We start from the raw sequence: 22,692 nt of genomic DNA on the forward strand, positions 1-22,692 counted from the left end.
TTCATGGTGGCTTAAAAGTTGTACCCTAAAATATCAAATCGGATTTTTGAAATTTTCTTCAAAAAACACTTGACTTTTTATTAGCAGGCTTTCAGACCGGGCATGGCGGAGCAGCAGCCTGTCCCTGTACCGCCCAGCCGGATGGCCCTGCGTCCATATTTAAGCCGGTAAAACAACAGGGCAATGAAGATGAGGCTGCCCAGTATGCCAACGATCAGTTCGATGGGCAGTTCATAAGGAAAGATCACCACCCGGCCGATCATGTCGCACACCAGTACGAAAATGGCGCCGAACAGGGCAGTATCCACCAACGTGCCCCGGATCCTGTCCCCTTTATACATGGCCACCACATTGGGCACGATGAGACCAATGTAGGAGATGGAGCCGACAACCACCACGATGCTGGCAGTGATCATGGCAGAGATGGTAAGTCCGGAAAAGAGGACCAGGTTATAGGGAACTCCCAGGTTCCTGGAAAAATCCTTTCCCAGCCCCACAATATTGAAATGGTTGGCGAATACAAAAGCCAGCGCCACCAGCGGCACTGTCAGCCAGACGATCTCATACCGCCCCTTCAGCACCAGAGAAAAATGGCCCACCAGCCACGAGGACAGGGCCTGGGTCATTTCGTATTTATAGGCCAGATAACTGGTAATGCCGCCGATGACATTGCCGCACATGATACCCACCAGCGGGACCATCACCGCATCCTTAAACTGGATGCGCTGGATGAACCAGACGAAGATCCAGGTGCCCAGGATCGCTGCCGCAAAGGCAAAGAGCGCCCGGGTCCACAAAGTAGACGACGGCATGAACAGCAGCGCCAGCAGAATGCCAAGCTGGGCCGAAGAAATGGTGGCGCCAGTTGTGGGCGACACGAATTTGTTGCTGCACAGCTGCTGCATAATGAGTCCGGCCACGCTCATTCCCACACCGGTACAAAGAATCGCCAGCAGGCGCGGAAGACGGGATACCAAAAAGATCTCCCATAAATGCAGATTTCCTGACAGAAGCTCCTGCAGCGGCAGTTCAATCACGCCTATAAAAAGTGAAATAACGAACGCGACCAGCAGCAGGACCACAAGTAATACTGTTGAGCGATATTGTCTGATAGTATTGCCTCCTTTAATTAGTTTTAACTAACCTATGTATAAACAAAAAACGCAGATATTTTTGACGCAAAAGCAATCCTATCTTGCGTTACCCGCAGAGTATAGCACATCAGTTAGTTATATGCAACTTGTAAAAAGGACGATTCTATGACTGGGCATTCCTTGAATTTTAGTTGATATTGACAAAACAAGAACGAATGAAGCAGCCAGTGGACTGGCCCCGCAGGGCGGGAAAGGAATCGTCAGCCCAGCAGCTTCACCAGCCGTTCTGCCGCCTCCTTTGTATCCTCCGGCGAGCCGAAGGTGGAAAACCGGAAATATCCTTCCCCGCATGCTCCAAAGCCTTCTCCCGGCGTTCCCACTACCTGGATCTCCTGGAGCAGGTAGTCGAAAAACTCCCAGCTTCCCATTCCCCCAGGGCACCTCATCCAGATGTAGGGCGCGTTTTTTCCGCCGCAGTACCAGATCCCCAGCCGGTCCAGGGCCTCCATGAGCACCTTCGCATTCTTTTTATAAACCTGGATCCTTTCACGGACCTGCTTTTGTCCTTCCTCAGTGAACACAGCTGCTCCGCCTTTCTGGATGATGTAGGAGACCCCATTGGTTTTTGTTGTGCGGTTCCGGATCCACATTTCATTTAAGCGCATCCCATTCCGCTCCAGCTCCCTGGGGATCACCGTATAGCCCAGCCTGGTCCCTGTGAATCCGGCTGTCTTCGACAGGGAACAGATCTCAATGGCACAGGTTTTTGCCCCCTCTATTTCAAAAATACTATGGGGGATATCCTCGTCCTCAATAAATGCCTCATAGGCGGCATCAAACAGAAGAACCGCGTCGGTCCGGTTGGCGTAATCCACCCATTGCTTTAATCTCTCGCGGCTGAAGACCGCCCCCGTCGGATTGTTGGGGGAACAGATATAGATCACATCCGCCCGATCCCTTTCACCGGGCTGCGGCACAAAGCCCTCTGCCTCTCCCGATGGGATATGTATGATCGTATTGCCTGCGATGATATTGGCATCCACATAAGCCGGATAGGCTGGCTCCATGATCATAACCTTCTTGTCCCTGCCGAACAGATCGAGGATATCTCCCAGCTCGTCGCTGGCGCCGCTGGAAATAAATACCTCCTCCGGCGAAAGGTCCGCGTTCCTCTTTTTATAGTATCCGGCAATGGTCCTGCGGAGCTCCGGATCACCGCATTCCGGCATATACCCATGGAAAGAGGCTTTGACCGCCTGGTCGTCTACGGCCTTGTGAAGGGCCTGGATCACCGCGTCGCAAAGGGGCAGGGACACGTCGCCGATGCCCATGCGGTACAGATAGGCCCCGGGATGCTGCTCCAGATACGCCTTTGTCTTCTGTGCGATATGGTAAAACAGATAGGAATCCTTTAAATTCTTATAGTTGGTATTTGGTATCATTCCGTTCCTTCCTTTCTTCCTCCGATCTCCTCTGACAGCCTTCTTTCAAAACGGTCCTTCCGGAGGTCGGCCGGTATCTTTGTCGGATAATCTCCCTGGAAACAGGCAGCGCAGTAATTTTTGCTGCCTGTCAGCCCGCCCAGGCTTTCCACCTCCAGATAGCCCAGGGAATCCACTCCTATGAGCTTCGCGATCTCCTCTGTGGTGTGATGGCAGGCGATCAGATTTTCCTCTGAATCAATATCGGTCCCATAATAGCAGGGATGCAGAAACGGCGGAGCAGAGATCCTCATATGGATCTCTCTGGCTCCCGCGTCCCGCAGAAGCTTTACAATGCGCCTGCTGGTGGTTCCGCGGACAATGGAATCGTCGATCAAAACCACCCGTTTCCCTTCAATGACACTCCTCACAGGAGAGAGCTTGATCCTGACCTGATCCAGCCGCTCCCTCTGTCCCGGAGAGATAAAGGTCCTTCCGATATATTTATTTTTGATCAGCCCGATCCCATAGGGGATCCCGGACCGCTCCGAAAATCCCAGGGCCGCGTCCAGCCCGCTGTCCGGAACCCCGGTCACCAGGTCCGCGTCCACCGGATACCGCTCTGCCAGCAGCTCTCCCGCCCTTCTTCTCGATTCGTGGACCGATATGCCGTCGATCACAGAATCCGGCCTGGCAAAATAGATATATTCAAAAATACAGGTCTTCTGCCTCTGGGTTCCGCAGTGCTCTCTTCTGGATTCCACACCGTCCGGACGGAAGACCACGATCTCCCCAGGCAGAACATCCCTCACATACTCCGCCCCCACCGCAGACAGCGCGCAGCTCTCCGACGCGGCCACATAGGCGCCGTCCGGCATCCTGCCATAGCACAGGGGCCTGAATCCATATGGATCCCGCGCGGCGACCATTTTCGCAGAGGACATCAGTACCAGGGAATACGCTCCCTCCAGAGACTCCATGGCGCGGCTGACGGCCTCCTCGATGCTGGACGCTCCCAGCCGTTCTCTGGTGATCATATACGCAATGGTTTCCGTATCGCTGGTCGTATGGAAAATAGCGCCTGACAGCTCCAGCCTGTCGCGGAGCGTTAAGGCGTTGGTCAGGTTCCCGTTGTGGGCCAGGGCCATTTTCCCCTTCTGGTGGCTGACCTCAATGGGCTGGCAGTTGCTCCTTGTATTTCCTCCGGTGGTCCCATATCTCACATGGCCCACCGCCATGGTCCCTTCGGGAAAATGAGCCAGGGTATCCTTTGAAAACACCTCGCTCACCAGTCCCAGGTCCTTGTAAGAGGAAAAGACTCCATCGTCATTGACCACGATCCCACAGCTTTCCTGCCCTCTGTGCTGCAGGGCATAGAGCCCGTAATAGACCAGCTCCGCCACATTTTCTTTTTTGGCGCTGAGCACTCCAAACACGCCGCATTCTTCGTGAATTCCCATACTGCTCCTTTCTCCTGCCTCCATCCCCTATTCTACCGTAACCGATTTTGCCAGATTTCTCGGCTTATCAATATCGCAGCCCCGGTTCAGCGCGATATAATAGGCAAACAGCTGCAGCGGGACCACTCCCAGCACCGGCTGCAGGAGCGTATGGACCTTTGGGATCACAAATACCTCCGATGCCTGGCTGCCGATCATGTCCCTGTTCTCCTCCGTGGTCACTGCAACCACCTCCGCGCCTCTGGACCTTACCTCCACGATATTGGACCGCATTTTTTCCACCAGCGGCTCATAGACCGCCAGAGCAACCACCAGCGTTCCCGGCTCGATCAGGGAAATGGTCCCATGCTTCAGCTCTCCCGCCGCATAGGATTCCGAGTGGATGTAGGAGATCTCCTTTAATTTCAGGGAGCCCTCCATCCCCAGGGCGTAGTCCTGGTTCCGTCCGATGTAAAAGACGCTGTCATGGTTAAAATACCTGGCTGCCGTTTTCTGGTAAAGCTCCAGGTTTTTTAAGACCATACCGATCCTTTCATGCAGGCCATGAAGCTCCCGGACGATCTCCTGGTACTCCCCGTTTCCGATCCGGTCCAGCCGCCTGGCCAGATAAACGCCCAGCATGAGAAGAAGAACAGTCTGTGTGGTATATGCCTTTGTGGTCGCCACGGCGATCTCCGGCCCCGCCCACGTATAAAGCACATGATCCGATTCCCTGGCAATGGAGCTTCCCATGACGTTTACGATGGAAAGGACCTTCGAGCCCCTCCGCTTCGCTTCCCGGAGCGCCGCCATGGAATCCAGCGTTTCTCCCGACTGGCTGATCACGATCACCAGCGCCGACTCGCCCAAGAGCGGCCCGCTGTACCGGAACTCAGACGCGAGGCAGGCCTCCACAGGAATTCCCAGGAGTCTTTCCAGGGCGTACTTTCCGATCATTCCCACATGGTATGCGGAGCCGCAGGCCACAAGATAGATCCTGGAGATCCCCTTCATCAGGTCCCTTTCATCCTCCAGTTCCTCAAACACGATCTCCCCATCTGCCAGTCTCGGCTGGATGGTCCTGCGGACGGCCTCCGGCTGCTCCATGATCTCTTTTAACATAAAGTGGGCGTACCCGCCTTTTTCCGCTGCTGAAACGTCCCATTGGATCTGATGCTTTTCCTTTTCTAGAAAGCAGCCGTCCCTTCCAAGGATCTGCACATGGTCTGCCGTGACCACTGCCACCTCGTCATCCTCCATATAGGTGACCGTCCTTGTGTGGGCAAGCAGCGCGGTCACGTCAGAGGCAATATAATTTCCGTCTGCTCCGTAGCCGATGAGCAGCGGCGCGTCCTTTCGTACGGCGATCAGCTGCTCCGGGAAATCCGAGCAGAGGATCCCCATGGCGTAAGCGCCCTTGATGCGGTTTAAAACCTCATACACCGCGTCCATCAGGTTGGAGCTCTTCTTATAATAATACTCCAGAAGCTGGACAATGACCTCTGTATCCGTATCAGAGGCAAACACAACGCCTTTATGGAGCAGAGACTGTTTGATCTCCATATAATTTTCTATGATCCCATTGTGGACCACTGCAAGCTTCCCGCTCTGGCTCACATGGGGATGGGCGTTTACATCGTTCGGCTCCCCATGGGTCGCCCATCTGGTATGGCCGATGCCCACCTGCCCGGTCAGAGGCTTCTGGGCGGCCAGGGCCTCCCGGAGAACGCCAAGGCGGCCTTTGCATTTTTTTACCTGGAGCCTTCCCTCCGGCGATGCCACCGCGACTCCGGCTGAGTCATATCCTCTGTATTCCAGCCGCTCCAGCCCGTCCAGCAGAATGGGAACTGCCTCTGTATTTCCCGCGAATCCAATGATCCCGCACATAGTCCTACACCTCTTTTCCCTTCGCCTGCTGCAATGCGGCTGAAATAAAGCCTTTAAACAGTGGATGGGGCTGGTTGGGCCGGCTCTTAAATTCCGGATGGAACTGCACTCCCACAAAAAACGGATGGTCCGGCAGCTCTACGGCCTCTGCCAGCCGGTCGTCCGGAGAGACGCCGCTTATCACAAGTCCCGCCTGCTCCAGCTCCCTGCGGTACTGATTGTTAAGCTCATAGCGGTGACGGTGGCGCTCATGGATCAGTCCGGCACCATAGCACTCTTCCATTCTGCTTCCTTCCTTTATGCGGCAGGGATAGCTTCCCAGGCGCAGGGTGCCGCCCTTATGGATCTCCCCGCTCTGTCCCGGCATAAAATCGATCACCTTGTGCGCGCACTGTTCGTCGAATTCTCCCGAATTGGCGTCTGCCAGCCCCAGAACATTCCTGGCAAATTCAATGACCGCGATCTGCATCCCCAGACAGATCCCCAGGTAGGGGATCTGGTTTTCACGGGCGTATTCTGCGGCCAGGATCATTCCCTCGATCCCGCGGTTTCCAAACCCGCCTGGAACGATGATCCCGTCCAGTCCGCCCAGGACCCCGGCTGCCGTTTCCCTTTTGATCGTTTCAGAATCGATCCAGTGGATCCTCACAAACGCATTCAGTCCATAGCCCGCATGGTTCATTGCCTCCGCCACAGACAGATAGGCGTCATGGAGCTTTACGTATTTGCCCACCAGGCCGATATGTACCTCCTCTGACCGGCTCCGGATCTGCTCCACCATGGCTTCCCACTCGGCCAGATCCGGCTCCGGCGCATCAATGCGGAGCTCTCTGCATACCACATCCGAAAAGCCGGAGCATTCCAGCATCAGAGGCGCTTCGTACAGATTCGCCAGAGTCCTGTTTTCGATTACACAGTCCTCCTTTACGTTGCAGAACAGGGAGATCTTCCGGAAAATGGCCTCCTCCAGCGGTCTGTCTGTCCGGAGAACGATGAGATCGGGATTGATCCCCATGCCCCGGAGCTCCTTGACGGAATGCTGGGTCGGCTTTGATTTATGCTCCTCAGACCCGCTCAGATAGGGGACCAGGGTCACATGGATGAACAGGCTGTTCTCGTCTCCCACCTCCAGAGCGATCTGGCGCACAGCCTCCAAAAACGGCTGGGATTCAATATCCCCGATGGTCCCTCCGATCTCTGTGATCACCACGTCCGCATCTGTCTTTTTTCCCACGCGGTACACAAACTCCTTGATCTCATTGGTAATATGAGGGATCACCTGGACCGTGGAGCCCAGGTATTCTCCTCTCCGCTCTTTGTTGAGAACGTTCCAGTAGACCTTTCCGGTTGTCAGATTGGAGTACTGGTTCAGGTCCTCGTCAATGAACCGCTCATAGTGGCCCAGATCCAGGTCGGTTTCCGCCCCGTCCTCGGTCACATATACCTCTCCGTGCTGGTACGGACTCATGGTCCCCGGATCGACATTGATATACGGATCCAGCTTCTGGGCCGCCACCTTCAGGCCCCTGGCCTTTAAAAGCCTGCCAAGAGAGGCGGCTGTGATCCCCTTTCCCAGACCAGAGACTACACCTCCGGTCACAAATATATATTTTGTCATGACTGTTCCTCCATTTTCTCCGGCATTTCCGCCCCAGCAGCATCCAGGCCCATCTGCTCCGCCGCATGAAATCCCATCTGCAGATCCTCAAGTATATCCTCAATATGCTCGGTCCCTATGGAAAGCCGGATCGTATTGGGCCGGATCTCCTGGTCCGCCAATTCTTCGGGAGAAAGCTGGCTGTGGGTCGTGGTTGCCGGATGGATCACCAGGCTTTTCACATCCGCCACATTGGCAAGCAGTGAAAACACCTGCAGATTATCGATAAATTTATACGCAGCCTCTGCTCCTCCCTTAATATCAAACGTAAAAACAGATGCTCCCCCATTGGGAAAAAATTTCTGGTAAAGTGCGTGATCCGGATGGGACGGGAGCGACGGATGGTTCACCCTTTCGACCTGTGGATGGCCATTTAAAAATTCCACCACCCGTTTCGTGTTTTCCGCATGGCGTTCCAGACGGAGCGACAGCGTTTCGATCCCCTGCAGCAGCAAAAACGCCGCAAATGGAGAAATGGACGCTCCCGTGTCCCGGAGCAGGATCGCGCGGATATAGGTGACAAAGGCGGCCGGACCGGCGGCCTTTACGAAGGAAACACCGTGATAGCTTGGGTTCGGCTCTGCAATGGCCGGATACTTCCCCGAGACAGCCCAGTCGAAATTTCCCGAATCCACAATGAGGCCTCCAAGGGTCGTGCCATGGCCCCCAAGAAATTTTGTAGCAGAATGTACCACAATATCCGCTCCGTGCTCGATGGGACGGATGAAATACGGTGTGCCGAAGGTATTGTCCACAACAAGAGGAATGCCATGTCTGTGGGCAAGGGCCGCCAGCGTGTCGATATCGGGGATGTCGCTGTTGGGATTTCCCAGGGTTTCGATGTAGACCGCCCTTGTATTTTCCTGGATCGCAGCCTCCACCTCGTCAAGATCATGGATATTCACAAAAGAGGCCGTGATCCCAAAGCCGGGAAGCGTATGCTCCATCAGGTTGTAGCTGCCTCCATAGATTGTTTTCTGGGCCACAAAGTGGCCGCCGTTCTGTCCCAGGGCCTGCAGGGTATACGCAATGGCGGCAGCCCCCGAAGCCAGCGCCAGCGCTGCTGTGCCTCCCTCCAGGGCGGCAGCCCGCTTTTCCAGCACCTCCTGAGTGGAATTGGTCAGACGGCCGTAAATATTTCCGGGATCCTCTAGCCCAAATCGGGCCGCCGCATGGGCGCAGTCATGAAAAACATATGACGCAGTGGCGTAAATCGGTACTGCGCGCGCATCTGTGGCCGGATCCGGCATTTCCTGGCCCACATGGATCTGGAGCGTTTCAAATCTGTATTGTTTCATTATCAATTTCCTTTCCCCGTTTTATCTTACGCTGAATAACAGGTCCTCATAGGTGGGGAACGGCCAGTATTTCTTTGCCGTCATGGTTTCCGCACTGTCGCAGGCGACCCGGAGCTGCCCCATTTTTCCTAAAACAGTATCCCGGATCCTGCGGGATTCCTCTGCAATATCCCCAATGTCCTGGATCTCCAGCACAGCCTCCTGCAGTTCCTCAGACCGGATCATGATCTGATCCTCCAGCATTGCCAGCTTCTTCAGCAGCTCCGTCTCATAGCCGCAGGATAACGAGCTGTCCACAGCTTTCTTGGCCGCTGCTGTATGGGCCAGCTCCGCTGCGTACCCGCTCACCGCCGGAGCGATTTCCCTTCTCGCCATATCGATCATGGTGTTTGCTTCGATCAGGACCGTCTTGCAATAGTTGTCCAGCAGGATCTCGCATCTGGATCTCAGCTCCGCCTCAGAAAATACCTTATGGGACGTCAGCATCCTCACATTTTTTTCATCCAGAAGGTGGGGGATGCAGTCCGGCGTTGTCCGGTAATTCAGAAGCCCTCTTTTTTCCACAGCCTCCTTCAGCCATGCGTCGTCATAGCCATTCCCATTAAAAATGATCCGTTTGTGATCCCGGATGGTCTCACGGAGCGTTTCATGAAGCGCAGTCTCAAAATCCCCCGCCTTCTCCAGCCGGTCCGCATAGAGCTTCAGGCATTCTGCCACTGCACTGTTCAGCATGATGTTGGCACAGGCAATGCTGTTAGAAGAGCCCAGCATACGGAATTCAAATTTATTCCCAGTAAACGCAAAAGGCGACGTGCGGTTGCGGTCCGTCGTATCCCGGTTAAATTTGGGAAGAACATTGACCCCCAGCTTCATCTGTGTCTTTTCTGCTCCCGCATACGGCGTACCGGTTTCGATGGCCTCCAGGACTCCGTTCAGTTCGTCTCCCAGAAAGATGGACACCACCGCCGGAGGCGCTTCATTGGCGCCAAGCCTGTGATCGTTTCCAGCTGTTGCCACGGAAATGCGGAGCAGATCCTGATAGTCGTCCACTGCCTGGATCACAGCGCACAAAAACAGCAGGAACTGGGCATTTTCATAGGGCGTTTCCCCCGGAGACAGAAGGTTGATCCCCTTATCCGTCGCCATCGACCAGTTATTATGCTTGCCGCTTCCGTTTACTCCGGCAAACGGCTTCTCGTGGAGAAGACATACCAGACCGTGCTTTGCCGCCACCTTCTGCATCATTTCCATGGTCAGCTGGTTATGGTCCGTTGCGATATTGGTGGTGGTGTAAATGGGCGCCAGCTCATGCTGGGCCGGAGCCACCTCGTTATGCTCTGTTTTCGCCAGGACCCCCAGCTTCCAGAGCTCCTTATTCAGATCCTCCATATATGCGGCCACCCTTGGCTTGATCACTCCAAAATAATGATCGTCCATTTCCTGTCCCTTGGGAGGCTTCGCTCCAAAAAGAGTCCGTCCCGTGAACCGCAGGTCCTTTCTCTGCTCATACATTTCCCTTGTAATAAGAAAATATTCCTGCTCCGGCCCCACGGCTGTGCGGACATATTTTACATCGTCATTTCCAAACAGACGGAGAATGCGCAGGGCCTGCTTATTTAAGGCCTCCATGGATCTGAGCAGCGGTGTCTTCTTATCCAGCGCCTCGCCTCCATAGGAGCAGAATGCCGTGGGAATATACAGGGTTTTTCCCTTGATAAACGCGTATGAGGTGGGATCCCACGCCGTATAGCCTCTTGCCTCAAAGGTCGCCCGGAGTCCGCCGGACGGGAACGAGGACGCGTCCGGTTCCCCCTTGATCAGCTCCTTCCCCGAAAATTCCATGATCACCCCGCCGTCCGGCGACGGGGAAATAAATCCGTCGTGCTTTTCCGCCGTCACGCCGGTCAGAGGCTGGAACCAGTGTGTATAGTGGGTGGCCCCTTTGGCGGCGGCCCAGTCCTTCATGGCATCCGCAACGGCATTGGCTACGCTGATGTCCAGCTTTTCGCCTTCCTCAATGGTCCTTCTCAATGACAGATATACCTTTGAGGGAAGCTTTGCCTTCATCACCCGGTCATCGAATACGCTGCATCCAAAAAAATCCGGTACATTTTTCATACTATCGCTCCTCGCCTGTTGTTAAAAAAATGCAAAGGCAAAGGCGCCTCTGAGATCCTGTCTCAAAGACGCCTTTGCCTTTATGGGTTGCATCATACACCCCGGAAAAAAAATTGTCAATCCCTTTTTTATTTTTTTCTCTGCCCATTTCCCGCCAGCCCGGCTGAAAAAACCTTTTTATCTCTTGACAAACGCTCAGATCCACAGTATATATATTAAATATGAGCAAGGGCGTTCATTTTTACAGCAGTATATTTCTGCCTTAAAAATGGACGCCTCTTACGTTTTCAGCAGCAATCGTAAAGAAAGCAGGTAAGATTATGAAATATTCGAAAGAAGAAGTTCTCCAGTATATGCGGGAGGAGGACGTGAAATTCATCCGTCTGGCGTTCTGCGATGTATTTGGAAGGCAGAAAAATATTTCCATCATGCCGCAGGAGCTGCCCAGGGCTTTTGAGTACGGCATCGCCATTGACGCGTCTGCCATCACCGGCTTTGGCGATGAAAGCCATTCGGACCTGTTCCTCCATCCTGACACGGATACGCTGACGGCCCTGCCCTGGCGGCCGGAGCACGGACGCGTGGTACGGATGTTCTGCAGCATCACCGGTCTGGATGGAAAAATCTTCGAATGTGATACCCGCTCCCTGTTAAGGAGGGCCGTCCAGGACGCGGACAGGGCCGGATACCAGTTTTTCTTTGGAGCGGAGCAGGAATTTTATCTGTTCCGGCTGGACGACAACGGAACGCCCACCAAGATCCCCCATGACCACGCGGCCTATATGGATATCGCCCCCGAAGACAAGGGCGAGGATATACGCCGCGAGGTCTGCCTTATGCTGGACCAGATGGGGATCCTGCCGGAAAGTTCGCACCATGAGGAGGGGCCTGGGCAGAATGAGATCGACTTCCGCTATTCTGACCCTCTGACTGCTGCCGACAACTCCATGACCTTTCAGACCGTAGTAAAGACCATTGCCGGGCTGAACGGCATCTTTGCTGATTTCAGTCCCAAGCCATTGGAAAACAAGGCAGGAAACGGCTTCCATATCAACATGTCCGTAAAATCCTCCGACGGCGCCGACCATATGGATCCCATGATCGCCGGCATCCTGGATAAAATTTCAGATATGACCGTATTTTTAAATCCAACCGCCAATTCCTACAAGCGCTTTGGCAGCAATAAGGCTCCCAGGTACATCTCCTGGTCCAGTGAAAACCGCTCCCAGCTGATCCGTGTCCCGGCGGCCGTGGGTGCGTACCGGCGTGTGGAGCTCCGCTCCCCGGACCCGTCCGCAAATCCCTATCTGGCCTTTGCCCTTATGATCTATGCGGTCCTCGAGGGCCTTCAGGGCAGGCTGGTGCCGCCGCCTCCTGCGGATTTCAATCTGTACCGGGCAGACGCCTCTGCCCTTGCGGCTTTTAGACAGCTTCCAGAGGATCTTGAGGCTGCCCGCGCCGCCGCAGCCGGCAGCGCCTTTATCAGAAAATATATCCCGGAGGCCATATTAAAAATATACTGCGGCCAGTAGACCGGATTCCCAGAAGGAGGGTGAACCATGAGCTTAAGAGGACGTTCATACAGCATTCTCATCGTTTCCGCAGCCGGCTCCCTCACCTCCGCCTTCGCGGACCTGCTGCCCGAGGCAAGGTATTCCCCCGTCCGGACGGTATCAAGCATCAGCGCCGCCAGACGGGCGGCTGCGGCAAAGGCGTATGACTTTGTTATCATCAATTCCCCTCTGCCCGACGACATGGGCGTCCGTTTTGCCATCGATCTGTGCAGCAGCCGGCAGTCGGTGGTCCTCCTTCTGGTAAAAAGCGACCTGCATAACGGGATCCATGAACAGGTCACCGAATACGGCGTGTTCACCCTGTCAAAGCCCATATCGAAAACAACCATGACCTATGCGCTCAGCTGGCTTGAAAGTGCCAGAGAGCGTCTGAGACAATTTGAAAAAAAATCCCTGTCCATTGAAGAAAAAATGGCTGAGATCCGTCTGGTCAATAAGGCCAAGTGGCTTCTGATCAGCCAGCTCTCCATGAGCGAGCCTGAAGCCCACCGCTACATCGAAAAACAGGCCATGGACCGCTGCGTTACCAGACAGACCATCGCCGAAGAGATCATTAAAACGTATTCTTAAAAAGCGGAGACGCCGCCGTTCCCGGCAGCTCTCCGCTTTTTGCTTATTTATTCGTTCTCTTCTCTTTTCTCTCTTCTGTCATCCCTGCGCTCTCTGTCGCCGCGGCGTTCTCTGTCTCCGCCTCTTCTGTCCCCGCGGTCGCGTCTTTCCTCGCGTTTCTCCGGACGGGTCAGCTTTTCAAGATCCGCAGTCATGTCCTCCGGTCTCATGGTCAGGTTGATCCTTCCCATGCGGTCCACCTCGGTCACGCGGACGGTTACCACGTCGCCGATGTTCACAACATCCTCCACCTTGGCTACTCTCTTATCGGACAGTTTGGAAATGTGGACCATGCCGTCCTTGTTGGGAGCCAGCTCCACGAAGGCACCGAATTCCATGATCCGGACTACCTTACCGGTAAAGATCATGCCTGCCTCTACCTCGGTAACGATGTTTTTAATAATGGAAATCGCTTTGTCGATCATCTCCTGATCCGTGCCGCATACATTTACAGCTCCGTCGTCGGTGATATCGATCTTTACGCCGGTCTCAGCGATGATGCCATTGATCACCTTGCCCTGCTTTCCTACCACATCGCCGATCTTCTGGGGATCGATCATGATCTGGGAGATCTTGGGCGCATACTGGGAAAGCTGCTTTCTGGGCTCGGAGATCACCGGAGCCATTACATTGTCCATGATGTAAAGGCGGGCCTCACGGCAGCGGCGGATGGCCTCTTCGATGATCTGGCGGGTCAGGCCGTGGATCTTAATGTCCATCTGGATGGCGGTGATTCCCTTATGGGTACCACCTACCTTAAAGTCCATGTCTCCAAAGAAGTCCTCAAGGCCCTGGATATCTGTAAGCACCAGGTAGTCGTCGTCGGTCTCTCCGGTCACAAGACCGCAGGAGATACCGGCTACCATGGATCGGATCGGTACGCCTGCTGCCATTAAGGACAGGGAGGAAGCACAGATACTGGCCTGGGAGGTGGATCCGTTGGATTCCATGGTCTCAGATACAGTACGGATGGCGTAGGGGAACTCCTCTTCGCTGGGAAGTACCGGCAGAAGAGCGCGCTCTGCTAAAGCGCCATGGCCGATCTCACGGCGTCCCGGTCCTCTGGACGGCTTTGTCTCGCCAACCGAGAAGGACGGGAAGTTATAGTGGTGCATATATCTCTTGGTGGTCTCATTTTCATCCAGACCATCCAGACGCTGGGCCTCGGAAAGGGGAGCCAGTGTACATGCGTTTAAGATCTGGGTCTGTCCGCGGGTGAACATACCGGAGCCGTGGACTCTCGGTAAAAGATCCACTTCCGCAGCCAGGGGACGGATCTCGTCGATCTTACGGCCGTCCGGTCTCTTGTGATCCTTTAAGATCATCTTTCTGACTGTCTTCTTCTGGTACTGGTAAACAGCGTCTCCCACCAGCGGAAGCCACTCTTCATTTTCTGCAAACGCTTCCTCCAGACGCTCTGTGATCTGGCGGATGTTCTCCTCACGGGTCTGCTTATCGTCTGTAAATACGGCCTCTTCCATCTCCTCTGGCGGAACGATCTCCCGGATGGCAGCAAACAGCTCTTCCGGAATCGCACAGCTCTCGTAGGAGTGCTTTTCTTTTCCGCACTCGGCAACGATCTTGTCGATGAAGGCGATGATCTCTTTATTTACCTCGTCAGCCTTAAAGATGGCTTCGATCATCGTATCCTCGGGAACCTCGTTGGCTCCGGCTTCGATCATGATGACTTTTTCCCTGGTGGAAGCCACGGTCAGGGCCAGATCGGAAACCTTCTTCTGCGCCGCAGTGGGGTTGATGATGAACTCACCGTCGATGAGGCCCACCTGGGTGGTGGCGCAGGGACCGTCAAAGGGGATATCGGAAATGCTGGTGGCAATGGCAGAGCCCAGCATTGCGGTCAGCTCCGGGCTGCACTCCGGATCCACAGACATAACGATGTTGTCAAGGGTCACGTCGTTTCTGTAATCCTTGGGGAACAGAGGACGCATGGGGCGGTCAATGACACGGGCAGTAAGGACTGCGTTCTCAGACGCCTTTCCTTCTCTCTTTGTAAAACCTCCCGGGATCTTTCCGACTGCGTATAATTTCTCTTCAAATTCAACGCTTAAGGGGAAGAAATCGATCCCGTCCCTGGGTTTATCGGATGCAGTTGCCGTAGAAAGAACGACTGTATCGCCGTAGTGCATGAACGCTGCACCGTTGGCCTGCTTTGCCACACGGCCCACCTCAACGGTTAAGGTACGTCCGGCTAAGTCCATGGAAAAACTTTTAAACATGGCTTCGTCTCCTTTTCTCAATAAAATATAGTCTGGCAGAAGAAGCCGAAACTACTAAACGGCACAGGATCCGCTCCTGCGTCCTTTAGCGGTCTCGGATGTTTCTCCTGCCTGGTCAGATAATGGAAAGCACGTGTAAAAAGAAGGGCGGAGTCCATTCCTGGCCCCCACCCTTAGGTCTGTGATTACTTTCTGATGCCTAACTTTTCGATAAGAGCACGGTAACCTTCCAGGTCTTTCTTCTTCAGGTAAGCAAGGAGACCACGTCTCTGACCTACCATCATAAGAAGGCCGCGTCTGGAGTGATGATCCTTCGGGTTGTCCTTTAAATGCTCTGTAAGCTCTGCGATTCTGGCAGTAAGGATCGCGATCTGTACCTCCGGTGAACCGGTATCTCCTTCTTTTCTGCCGTACTCAGCAATGATAGCTGCTTTCTTTTCCTTAGAAATCATTGAAAGTTCCTCCTTAAAATATAGATGATATTCTTACCGGTCACTAAGTCCTGGCTGGAGTCGTCCAAAGACTGGGTGCCGGCGCTCACATACCATCTGATTATGGCATATTTCCGGGTATTTGTCAATACGGTTTCTGCCTGTTTATTTCTCGATCTGGTCCGGATAGGTCTCGCTCCATTTTGTAAAGCCGCCCTCCAGGGTGTATACCTTGCTCATGTCGTAGCCCAGTGCAGACAGCACGTTGGTGGTAGCCTGGGCGTATCTCTTACCGGAGTAGCATACCAGTACCAGGGTATCATCCATATCGCGGGTCGCCACCTGCATGGTGGAAACGCCGGCATTGAAGTCGCCCTCTTTAGCAGCATCCATATCGGCGGAAACAGCTCCCGGAATGTGACCCTCAGCGTAGTCGGCAGCCTTGCGGACATCAAAGAAGGTGTAGCCGTCAGCGCCTGCCTTCTCAGCGGCCTCCTCAACGGTCATGTACTGCATCTCCACGTCTTTTTCCGGAGCCTTGATCTCCTGGGCAACCTCTACCTCGTCAGCATAAGCTTTGGTCCATGCCTTGTAGCCGCCCTCCAGGGTGTATACCTTGCTCATATCATATCCCAGTGCAGACAGCACATTGGTGGTAGCCTGAGCATAGGATTTTCCAGAATAGCAGATGATCACCAGGTTGTCGTCGTGCTCGTCCACGATGGGCTGCATAGCTGTCACACCGGCCTGGAAGTCACCGCCCTTGGCTGCGTCCATGTCCACGCCTACGGAGCCGGGAACGCAGGAGGTCTTATGATCCTCTGCCTTGCGGACATCCAGGAAGGTATAACCGTCCTTTCCTAAATTGCTGTGGGCGTCCTCCACGGACATATACTGCATCTCCACATCCTTTTCCGGAGCCTTTACCTCTGCTGCCTTTGTCTCAGCTTCTTTGGACTCTGCTGCGGTGGTCTCCTCCGCCTTGGTCTCTGCTGCCGTTGTCTGGGCTGCTGTGGTTTCTTTTGCTTCTGTACCGCCGCCGCAGCCGCTTAACAGGGCCATGGTCATTCCGGCTGCCAGGAGCAGGGAAGTCATTTTTCTCATAATACGTATCCTCCAAAAAAAAAAAATTTTATGCATTTTGTTCCCTATATTTAAGAACGCCGCTATCGTACCATCAAAAAAAAGGAAAGTCAATGTCTGCCTGTCTCCTAAAGATTATTTGAATACAACCGCTTCTTCCATTATAAAAAACCTATACCATCTTTCTCCTGCCGGATTGACAAACATTTTTGCTGCCGCTATACTGGATTCCATGAAAAAGAAATGGATTCTCGTATCGATCACTGTGGCAGCGGTACTGGCGTACTGGCTGCTTTTTTCCGGGATTTCCGCAGATGAGCTGGACACGTTTATCCGCGGCTTCGGCCCCTGGGCCCCTCTGGCCTATGTGGCTGCCTTCACCGTTCTCCCGGCTTTTTTCTTTCCCGTGGCGGTGCTGGCCCTGGCGGGCGGCCTGTTATTCGGCTTCTGGGCCGGAGCAGCATACACCTTCCTGGGAGCTGTCTTAGACTGCACCCTTATGTTCTTCCTGGCAAGGCGGCTGGGAAAAAAACAGGTGGAGCGGATGCTGCGCAGCCGGCTGGGGGAACGGGCAGACCGCATATTTTCCTTTCTGGAGGGACGGAGGGGCTTTTTGTTCCTGGTCCTTCTGCGGCTGATCCCGGCATTCCCCTATAACCTCATCAATTATGCCTATGGCCTTTCTGCCATGGATTACAAAACGTATATCCTGGCCTCAGCCATCGGCATTATTCCCGGTACCTTTGCTTTTATCAACATCGGAGACCACATGCTGGATCTCTCCTCACCAGGATTCTGGACCTCCCTGGGGCTCATGGCCCTGCTGCTTTTTGTGACGGCCGCCCTGGGAAAGCTTTTATTTCCGAATGATGCAAAAATAAAAATAAACACGAATGGAGAAAAAAATGAAACAAAATAATACACAAAAAAAGCGCTCCGGCATACCCCGGCTTCTGATCCTGCTGGCCCTGGCGCTGTTTCTGATCGCCTATCTGACCCTTCCGGCTGTAAGCCGCCCCATCAATCGGGCAGCGGCGGTCCTGGGCTCTGCCAACGTGGACGCGGTGGTGGAATACATCCGGTCCTTCGGCGCCTACGCCATGGTATTTTCCTTCTTCCTCATGGTGTTCTCGTCGGTGGCTGCGCCGCTGCCGGCCTTCCTCATCACCCTGTCCAATGCCGCCATCTTCGGCTGGTGGCAGGGAGCCATCCTGTCCTGGTCCAGCGCCATGGCCGGAGCCGCCCTCTGCTTCTTCATCTCCAGGGGACTGGGCCGCGACATGGTGGAACGCTTCGCTGGAAAAGGCGCCCTGGCCAGTGTGGAAACCTATTTTGAAAAATACGGCTCCAGGACCGTCCTGGTATGCCGTCTCCTGCCCTTTGTCTCCTTCGATGCAGTCAGCTATTTTGCAGGCCTGACCCCCATCCGCTTCACCGCCTTTTTTGTGGCCACCGGCATCGGACAGCTTCCTGCCACTGTGGTCTATTCCTATGTGGGCGGCATGCTCACCGGCGGCGTCAAATACCTGGTGACCGGCCTTTTATGCATCTTCTCCCTGGGGATCCTGGGAACCATCTTTAAGCAGCTCTATAACGACCGCCAGGCAAAGAAAGCAGGAAACGCCCATGAATAGCTCTGGTATTCCGGGGATGGCCCTTCATCAGGCCATCTCCTTCTTTTCGCCCATGATGTCGGTTCCAGAAACGCCGGCCGTTTTCTGGCCCGGCTGTGCCCTTTTGAACCTGGATCCATCCATACTGAAAAAAACGCTGGAGATCCTTGCTCGGACGGAGCCAGAGATCCGGCTGGCAGCCGGCTGCTGCGGCCAGCCCTCTTTTTTCCTGTTTCCGGAAAAATATCCGGCATACAGGAAAAAACTGGAACACCGGCTGAAAAAAAGCGGGGTAAAAAGGATCTACACCGCCTGTCCCAACTGTACCCGCCAGCTTCATGGGATCTGCGGGATCCAGGTGATCCCCATCTGGTCCGTCCTGGCCGGGACCATGACCCGGAAGGACCTCTGCGGACCAGGGAAGGCATGCCCGGAAGCTGGAGAAACAGCGCCGCGCTTTATCTGGCACGATCCCTGTCCCACCCGGAACGATCCGGCCGGTCAGCAGGCGGTACGGGCCCTTTTACGTCTTTCCGGTATCCCGGTCATGGAGCCGGAGCATACCGGCCCCCGGACCCTGTGCTGCGGGAATTTCCATATGCTGCACACCCTGGAGCCGGAAAAAAGCGCCCGGATGCGGGCGCGGCGGCTGGAAGAATTTCCGGCGGACCGGATCATACTGAGCAGCTGCCAGGGCTGCCTTGGCTCCTTTAAAGGCCAGGGCCGGGAGACCCTCCATCTGCTGGAACTGCTCTTTGGGAAAAGCAGGAAACAGGGTTGGAAAAACAGGATCTTCGTTACCTTATGTCCCGGTATCGTTCTGCGATCTCGCTGATATCCACTCCGGCCCGGTACATCTGACGCAGCCGGTACATGTTCCACATGGTAAAAAGAGGAAACCCCTTCCGGTACCGGCGGCCGGAGGTGATAATACGGCCTGGAAGGAGCCGGATGGGGATGCCTCTCTCCTTCATCCGTAAGGAAAACTCATAGTCCTCCATAATAGGAAGCTCCGGAAAACCTCCCAGGGACAGGAACAGCTCCCTGCGGATCCATATGCCCTGGTCCCCAAAGGCAATGCCCCGTCTGGCCCGCCGGTTGGAAAAAAACGTATTGCAGCCCATGAACGGCCCGTTATAATCAAAGCCAATGTGGAAGCACCCCCAGGCGGCTCCCGCTTCCGCCGCCGCCTGGATCTGGCTGTGGGCATCCTCCGGCAGCCGGCTGTCGCAGTGGACAAACCATAAGATCTCCCCCGAAGCCCGGGCAGCCCCGTCATTCATCTGGGCAGCCCGGCCTTTGGGGCTTTTTAATACAGGAAACTCTGTCCCGATCCTCTGGACCGTGCCGTCTCTGCTGCCTCCGTCTGCAAACAGGATCTCCCAGTCCCCGGGAAGCGCCCTTAACTGGTCCATCATCCCGTTGATGGTGGAGCTTTCATTGTAAATAGGAAGAATCATGGATATCTTCATGCCAGAAAGTCCTTTCTCACATATGTATCCAGGATATAGGCCAGAAACTCTGGCTCCATATAGGCCTTCAGCTTCCGGAAGGTATCCTGGTTTACAAGGGCTCTTCCAGGCTCCGAATATTCCCGGAAGGCCATGGCGCACCAGGTCACTCCCCGCAGACAGGTGACCCGCAAAAACAGGGAGACCCGCTCCGGAAGCAGGCGGCAGTCCATGCGGTCCCCCACAAGGGTCCTGTACGTCTCCACGAACCGGCGCACCTCATCGGGACTCAGGATCACATCCGTCTTCCAGAAAGTGGTGGTAGGGGCCAGGAAATGGCCCAGATCCTGGGCAGGCTCCGAAACCAGGGGCTTTTCCCAGTCCACCAGAGAGCTGACGCCCTGGGGATCGATGAGAAAATTCCCTGAATTCAGCTCCGTATTCACCATACATAAGGGAACTCCCTCCCCTGCCTTTTCCGTCAGAGGAAGGTTTCCCGTCTCCTTTACCAGCTGCCGCAGGAGCGCTTCCACTTCTGGATCTCTTTTTTCCCAGTCATAATAATGCTGCACCATATCCAGGCATTCCTCATAAATGGCCTGGGCCGGGCAGGACGGCCGGATCAGACGGCAGCCCTCCGGCACCGGAACGCTGTGGATATCAGCCAGGATCCCGGCCGCCTCATCCATGTCCGTCTTATAGTCAAGCGTCCTTCCCGGAAGCCACTCCATCACCAGGAGCCCCTGTTCCCGGTCACAGAACAGGGGCTTTGGCGTCCGCCCGCTGGGGACCAGGTACTGGAGGGCCGTAAACTCATAGCCGATCTGGTCCTCCAGGTGCATCTGGCTGCCCGTATTGATCCGGAGCACCAGCTTTTTCCCTGTCCGCGGATGGATAAAGCTGTAATTCACATTATATTCTCCCTGGCCCAGGAGGGAAAACACAACCGGTTCCCCCTCCGAAAGCCCCAATGCGCCTAAAAACACGCGTCTTTTTAAATAAGAAGCCAACGGTTCCTTATGAATCATAACAGATGCCCCTCCTTTTTTAATGCAGCCAGAAACCGGCCCGTATGGCTGTCCGGGTCCGCCTGGAGGATCAGCCTTCTAAGATCCTCCGGCGTGTCCACGTCGCCGCAGTGCAGAGCCTGGCCCAGGGAGAGCCCGGCTTCCTCCGCTGCCCTTACCGTATTTTCATACACATTTCCTCCGCCATACTGCTGATCCTCAAAGACAGCCGTGCAGGGAGCCTTTGCCCCCACCAGATAATAGCCTCCGTCGGGCGTGGGCCCCAGGACCACATCAGAAAGATCCAGGGCATAAAAACCGCTTTCCAGGTGCTTCCGTCCCATCATCGGAAGGTCTGTTCCCGTGAGGATCACCCGTTCAAAGCCCAGGGACAGCACACGGCGCATGGCCGCATCCATCCGTTCTCCCAGGCTCTCTCCGGTCTGGGGAAAAAGCGCAGAAGCCATAGGAAAGATGTCCTTCAAAAGCGCCCAGTCCGGATCCGGCGCATAGGCCACAAAAAGTGCCGCGTCCAGTTCCCGGTACACCCTGGCCAGATCCTTTAAAAAGGCCGTGTGGAGCGCTGCGCACTGCTTTGGCGAAAGCACCGGAAGGAGCCTGGTTTTTGTAACGCCGGGTCTGGGGACCCTGGTAAAGCAGATGACTGCCCATCTCATGGCCGCTTCCCCAGCTTAAGATCCAGCCAGCCTCCATACATCTCCTTCCGGTAAGCCTCCAGGTCTTTTACTCTGGGCAGGTTTAAAAGACATGTATCCGGCGCCTGCTCCGTGACTCCCAGCCAGCCGCTCTGCATCCCCTTTTCCGTCACATAGCAGAAGGAAGGCGAATCCTCAAACAGCTCCGGGTGCAGAAGATACACCGATGCCACCACATCCCAGCAGTAGGAGGAGGCCTCTCCATTCCGCTCTGCCTTCACATCAAACCGGTATCCCAGCTTCTCTGCCAGATACCGGCCAGCTTCGTTCTGGCCCATGGCCGTATAAAATTCCTCTTTTGGAAGATAAGAGGGCTCCAGGGTATTGTTCCCTGTAAGGATGGATATATTTTTTCCATGGTTCAGGACCCAGGCCGCCGCCTCTGGATTCACAGAAAAATTCAGCTCGTCCAGATGGCTTCCATGGTACAATAGAGGCGCTGTATAGCCGCCCATGAGAACGATCTCCTTTAACCGGTCAAAGATCCCCGGGTCCAGGAGGCTGGCCCCATACAGATTCGTCAGAGAGCCAATGCCCACAAAAGAAAGCTCTCCCGGCTTTTTTCTGGTCTCCTCCACAATAAACCGTGCCGCATCGCTCACAGGCTCCTCTCCCTGGGAAGACCCACAGATCACCGGAAGGCGTTCCCAGCCAGCCTCCGAAAGCAGGTCCCTGGAAGCCCTGTATACCTGCTCTGTCGTCCCATTTCCAAAGGTACAGGTTACGGCCAGGACCTCTGCCTCCTGGGGCCGTCCCAGTAAATAAAACAGCGCCAGGGCGTCATCCATGGGATAACCAGGGATCCCCGCAGTGCTGTCACAATCAAAAATAATCTGCTTCATCTATGGCTCCTTCTTTGGTTTTTCCTTAACTATACCACGGCGTTTCTGCTCCTGTCCAGACCGCCCGTATTCATTCCATCGATACAAGTTCCGTTTCAGATAGTTATTCTCCATAGGCCGCCGGCAGTCGTTGACATTCCAAGCCCCAGCCTTTAGAATGGTTCCGGGGGAAAATCCGAAAAAACAAAAAAGTCCTTCCTCCCCCAAGGCAGAAA

Annotated in this window: 19 protein-coding genes; 5 read left to right on the top strand and 14 right to left on the bottom strand. The window is 54.8% G+C overall.

What is annotated here, in order from left to right:
• Window positions 1–80: 80 nt before the first annotated feature.
• The 7 genes from OCV69_RS13225 to OCV69_RS13255 form a co-directional block, all read right to left on the bottom strand.
• Window positions 81–1,082, bottom strand: a complete 1,002-nt coding sequence (locus OCV69_RS13225; RefSeq protein ID WP_331485739.1) for an ABC transporter permease — start codon at window positions 1,080–1,082, stop codon at window positions 81–83.
• 272 nt (window positions 1,083–1,354) lie between these two features.
• Window positions 1,355–2,536, bottom strand: coding sequence for an LL-diaminopimelate aminotransferase (locus OCV69_RS13230; RefSeq protein WP_158359723.1), 1,182 nt, complete (start codon window positions 2,534–2,536; stop codon window positions 1,355–1,357).
• Window positions 2,533–3,975, bottom strand: a complete 1,443-nt coding sequence (purF, locus tag OCV69_RS13235) for an amidophosphoribosyltransferase (protein ID WP_158359721.1) — start codon at window positions 3,973–3,975, stop codon at window positions 2,533–2,535. The genes OCV69_RS13230 and purF overlap by 4 nt, the downstream gene beginning before the upstream one ends.
• A 27-nt stretch (window positions 3,976–4,002) precedes the next feature.
• A complete protein-coding gene (gene glmS, locus OCV69_RS13240) occupies window positions 4,003–5,841 on the bottom strand; it encodes a glutamine--fructose-6-phosphate transaminase (isomerizing) (RefSeq protein ID WP_158359719.1) in 1,839 nt (612 codons plus the stop codon).
• A 4-nt stretch (window positions 5,842–5,845) separates the two neighbouring features.
• Window positions 5,846–7,459: a CTP synthase gene (locus OCV69_RS13245; RefSeq protein WP_158359717.1), complete on the bottom strand. Its 1,614-nt coding sequence runs from the start codon at window positions 7,457–7,459 to the stop codon at window positions 5,846–5,848.
• Window positions 7,456–8,796, bottom strand: a complete 1,341-nt coding sequence (locus OCV69_RS13250) for an O-acetylhomoserine aminocarboxypropyltransferase/cysteine synthase family protein (RefSeq protein WP_317258420.1) — start codon at window positions 8,794–8,796, stop codon at window positions 7,456–7,458. Before OCV69_RS13250 ends, OCV69_RS13245 begins: the two co-directional genes overlap by 4 nt.
• A 21-nt stretch (window positions 8,797–8,817) precedes the next feature.
• Entirely contained in the window at window positions 8,818–10,914 is a 2,097-nt protein-coding gene (locus tag OCV69_RS13255) for a glutamine synthetase III family protein (RefSeq protein ID WP_158359715.1), read from the bottom strand.
• Between the two features lie 320 nt (window positions 10,915–11,234).
• On the opposite strand from OCV69_RS13255, the gene OCV69_RS13260 reads away from it, so the two are divergent.
• A complete protein-coding gene (locus tag OCV69_RS13260) occupies window positions 11,235–12,446 on the top strand; it encodes a glutamine synthetase family protein (protein ID WP_022272537.1) in 1,212 nt (403 codons plus the stop codon).
• 27 nt (window positions 12,447–12,473) lie between these two features.
• Complete coding sequence (locus OCV69_RS13265; RefSeq protein ID WP_158359713.1) at window positions 12,474–13,058, top strand: ANTAR domain-containing response regulator; 585 nt, start codon at window positions 12,474–12,476, stop codon at window positions 13,056–13,058.
• A gap of 47 nt (window positions 13,059–13,105) precedes the next feature.
• Here OCV69_RS13265 and OCV69_RS13270 read toward each other — a convergent pair whose 3' ends face one another.
• From OCV69_RS13270 to OCV69_RS13280, 3 genes are all read right to left on the bottom strand, one after another.
• Window positions 13,106–15,334 (bottom strand): polyribonucleotide nucleotidyltransferase, encoded by a 2,229-nt coding sequence (locus OCV69_RS13270; RefSeq protein ID WP_158359712.1) that lies wholly within the window; start codon window positions 15,332–15,334, stop codon window positions 13,106–13,108.
• Window positions 15,335–15,519: 185 nt separating this feature from the next.
• A complete protein-coding gene (gene rpsO / locus OCV69_RS13275) occupies window positions 15,520–15,786 on the bottom strand; it encodes a 30S ribosomal protein S15 (protein ID WP_022272534.1) in 267 nt (88 codons plus the stop codon).
• A gap of 144 nt (window positions 15,787–15,930) precedes the next feature.
• On the bottom strand, window positions 15,931–16,869 hold the full coding sequence (locus OCV69_RS13280) for a rhodanese-like domain-containing protein (RefSeq protein ID WP_262427173.1): 939 nt from the start codon (window positions 16,867–16,869) through the stop codon (window positions 15,931–15,933).
• A 211-nt stretch (window positions 16,870–17,080) separates the two neighbouring features.
• On the opposite strand from OCV69_RS13280, the gene OCV69_RS13285 reads away from it, so the two are divergent.
• The 3 genes from OCV69_RS13285 to OCV69_RS13295 are packed head-to-tail and all read left to right on the top strand — an operon-like array spanning window position 17,081 to window position 19,296.
• Window positions 17,081–17,767, top strand: a complete 687-nt coding sequence (locus OCV69_RS13285; protein ID WP_262563151.1) for a TVP38/TMEM64 family protein — start codon at window positions 17,081–17,083, stop codon at window positions 17,765–17,767.
• A complete protein-coding gene (locus OCV69_RS13290) occupies window positions 17,754–18,482 on the top strand; it encodes a TVP38/TMEM64 family protein (protein ID WP_262427175.1) in 729 nt (242 codons plus the stop codon). The genes OCV69_RS13285 and OCV69_RS13290 overlap by 14 nt, the downstream gene beginning before the upstream one ends.
• Window positions 18,475–19,296, top strand: a complete 822-nt coding sequence (locus OCV69_RS13295) for a heterodisulfide reductase-related iron-sulfur binding cluster (protein WP_158359705.1) — start codon at window positions 18,475–18,477, stop codon at window positions 19,294–19,296. The genes OCV69_RS13290 and OCV69_RS13295 overlap by 8 nt, the downstream gene beginning before the upstream one ends.
• On the opposite strand, the gene OCV69_RS13300 is transcribed toward OCV69_RS13295, so the two are convergent.
• From OCV69_RS13300 to OCV69_RS13315, 4 genes are read right to left on the bottom strand one after another with little or no spacing between them, the layout of a single operon-like run.
• Window positions 19,259–19,921 (bottom strand): TIGR04283 family arsenosugar biosynthesis glycosyltransferase, encoded by a 663-nt coding sequence (locus OCV69_RS13300; RefSeq protein ID WP_262563152.1) that lies wholly within the window; start codon window positions 19,919–19,921, stop codon window positions 19,259–19,261. The two genes, OCV69_RS13295 and OCV69_RS13300, sit on opposite strands and share 38 nt — an antisense overlap.
• Window positions 19,922–19,929: 8 nt before the next feature.
• Window positions 19,930–20,940, bottom strand: coding sequence for a phosphotransferase family protein (locus tag OCV69_RS13305; RefSeq protein WP_158359701.1), 1,011 nt, complete (start codon window positions 20,938–20,940; stop codon window positions 19,930–19,932).
• Complete coding sequence (locus OCV69_RS13310) at window positions 20,937–21,596, bottom strand: TIGR04282 family arsenosugar biosynthesis glycosyltransferase (protein WP_158359699.1); 660 nt, start codon at window positions 21,594–21,596, stop codon at window positions 20,937–20,939. Before OCV69_RS13310 ends, OCV69_RS13305 begins: the two co-directional genes overlap by 4 nt.
• On the bottom strand, window positions 21,593–22,477 hold the full coding sequence (locus tag OCV69_RS13315; RefSeq protein ID WP_158359697.1) for a nucleoside hydrolase: 885 nt from the start codon (window positions 22,475–22,477) through the stop codon (window positions 21,593–21,595). Before OCV69_RS13315 ends, OCV69_RS13310 begins: the two co-directional genes overlap by 4 nt.
• Window positions 22,478–22,692 lie beyond the last annotated feature (215 nt).

It is taken from the genome of Alitiscatomonas aceti, assembly GCF_025567195.1.
Taxonomy (GTDB): domain Bacteria; phylum Bacillota; class Clostridia; order Lachnospirales; family Lachnospiraceae; genus Alitiscatomonas; species Alitiscatomonas aceti.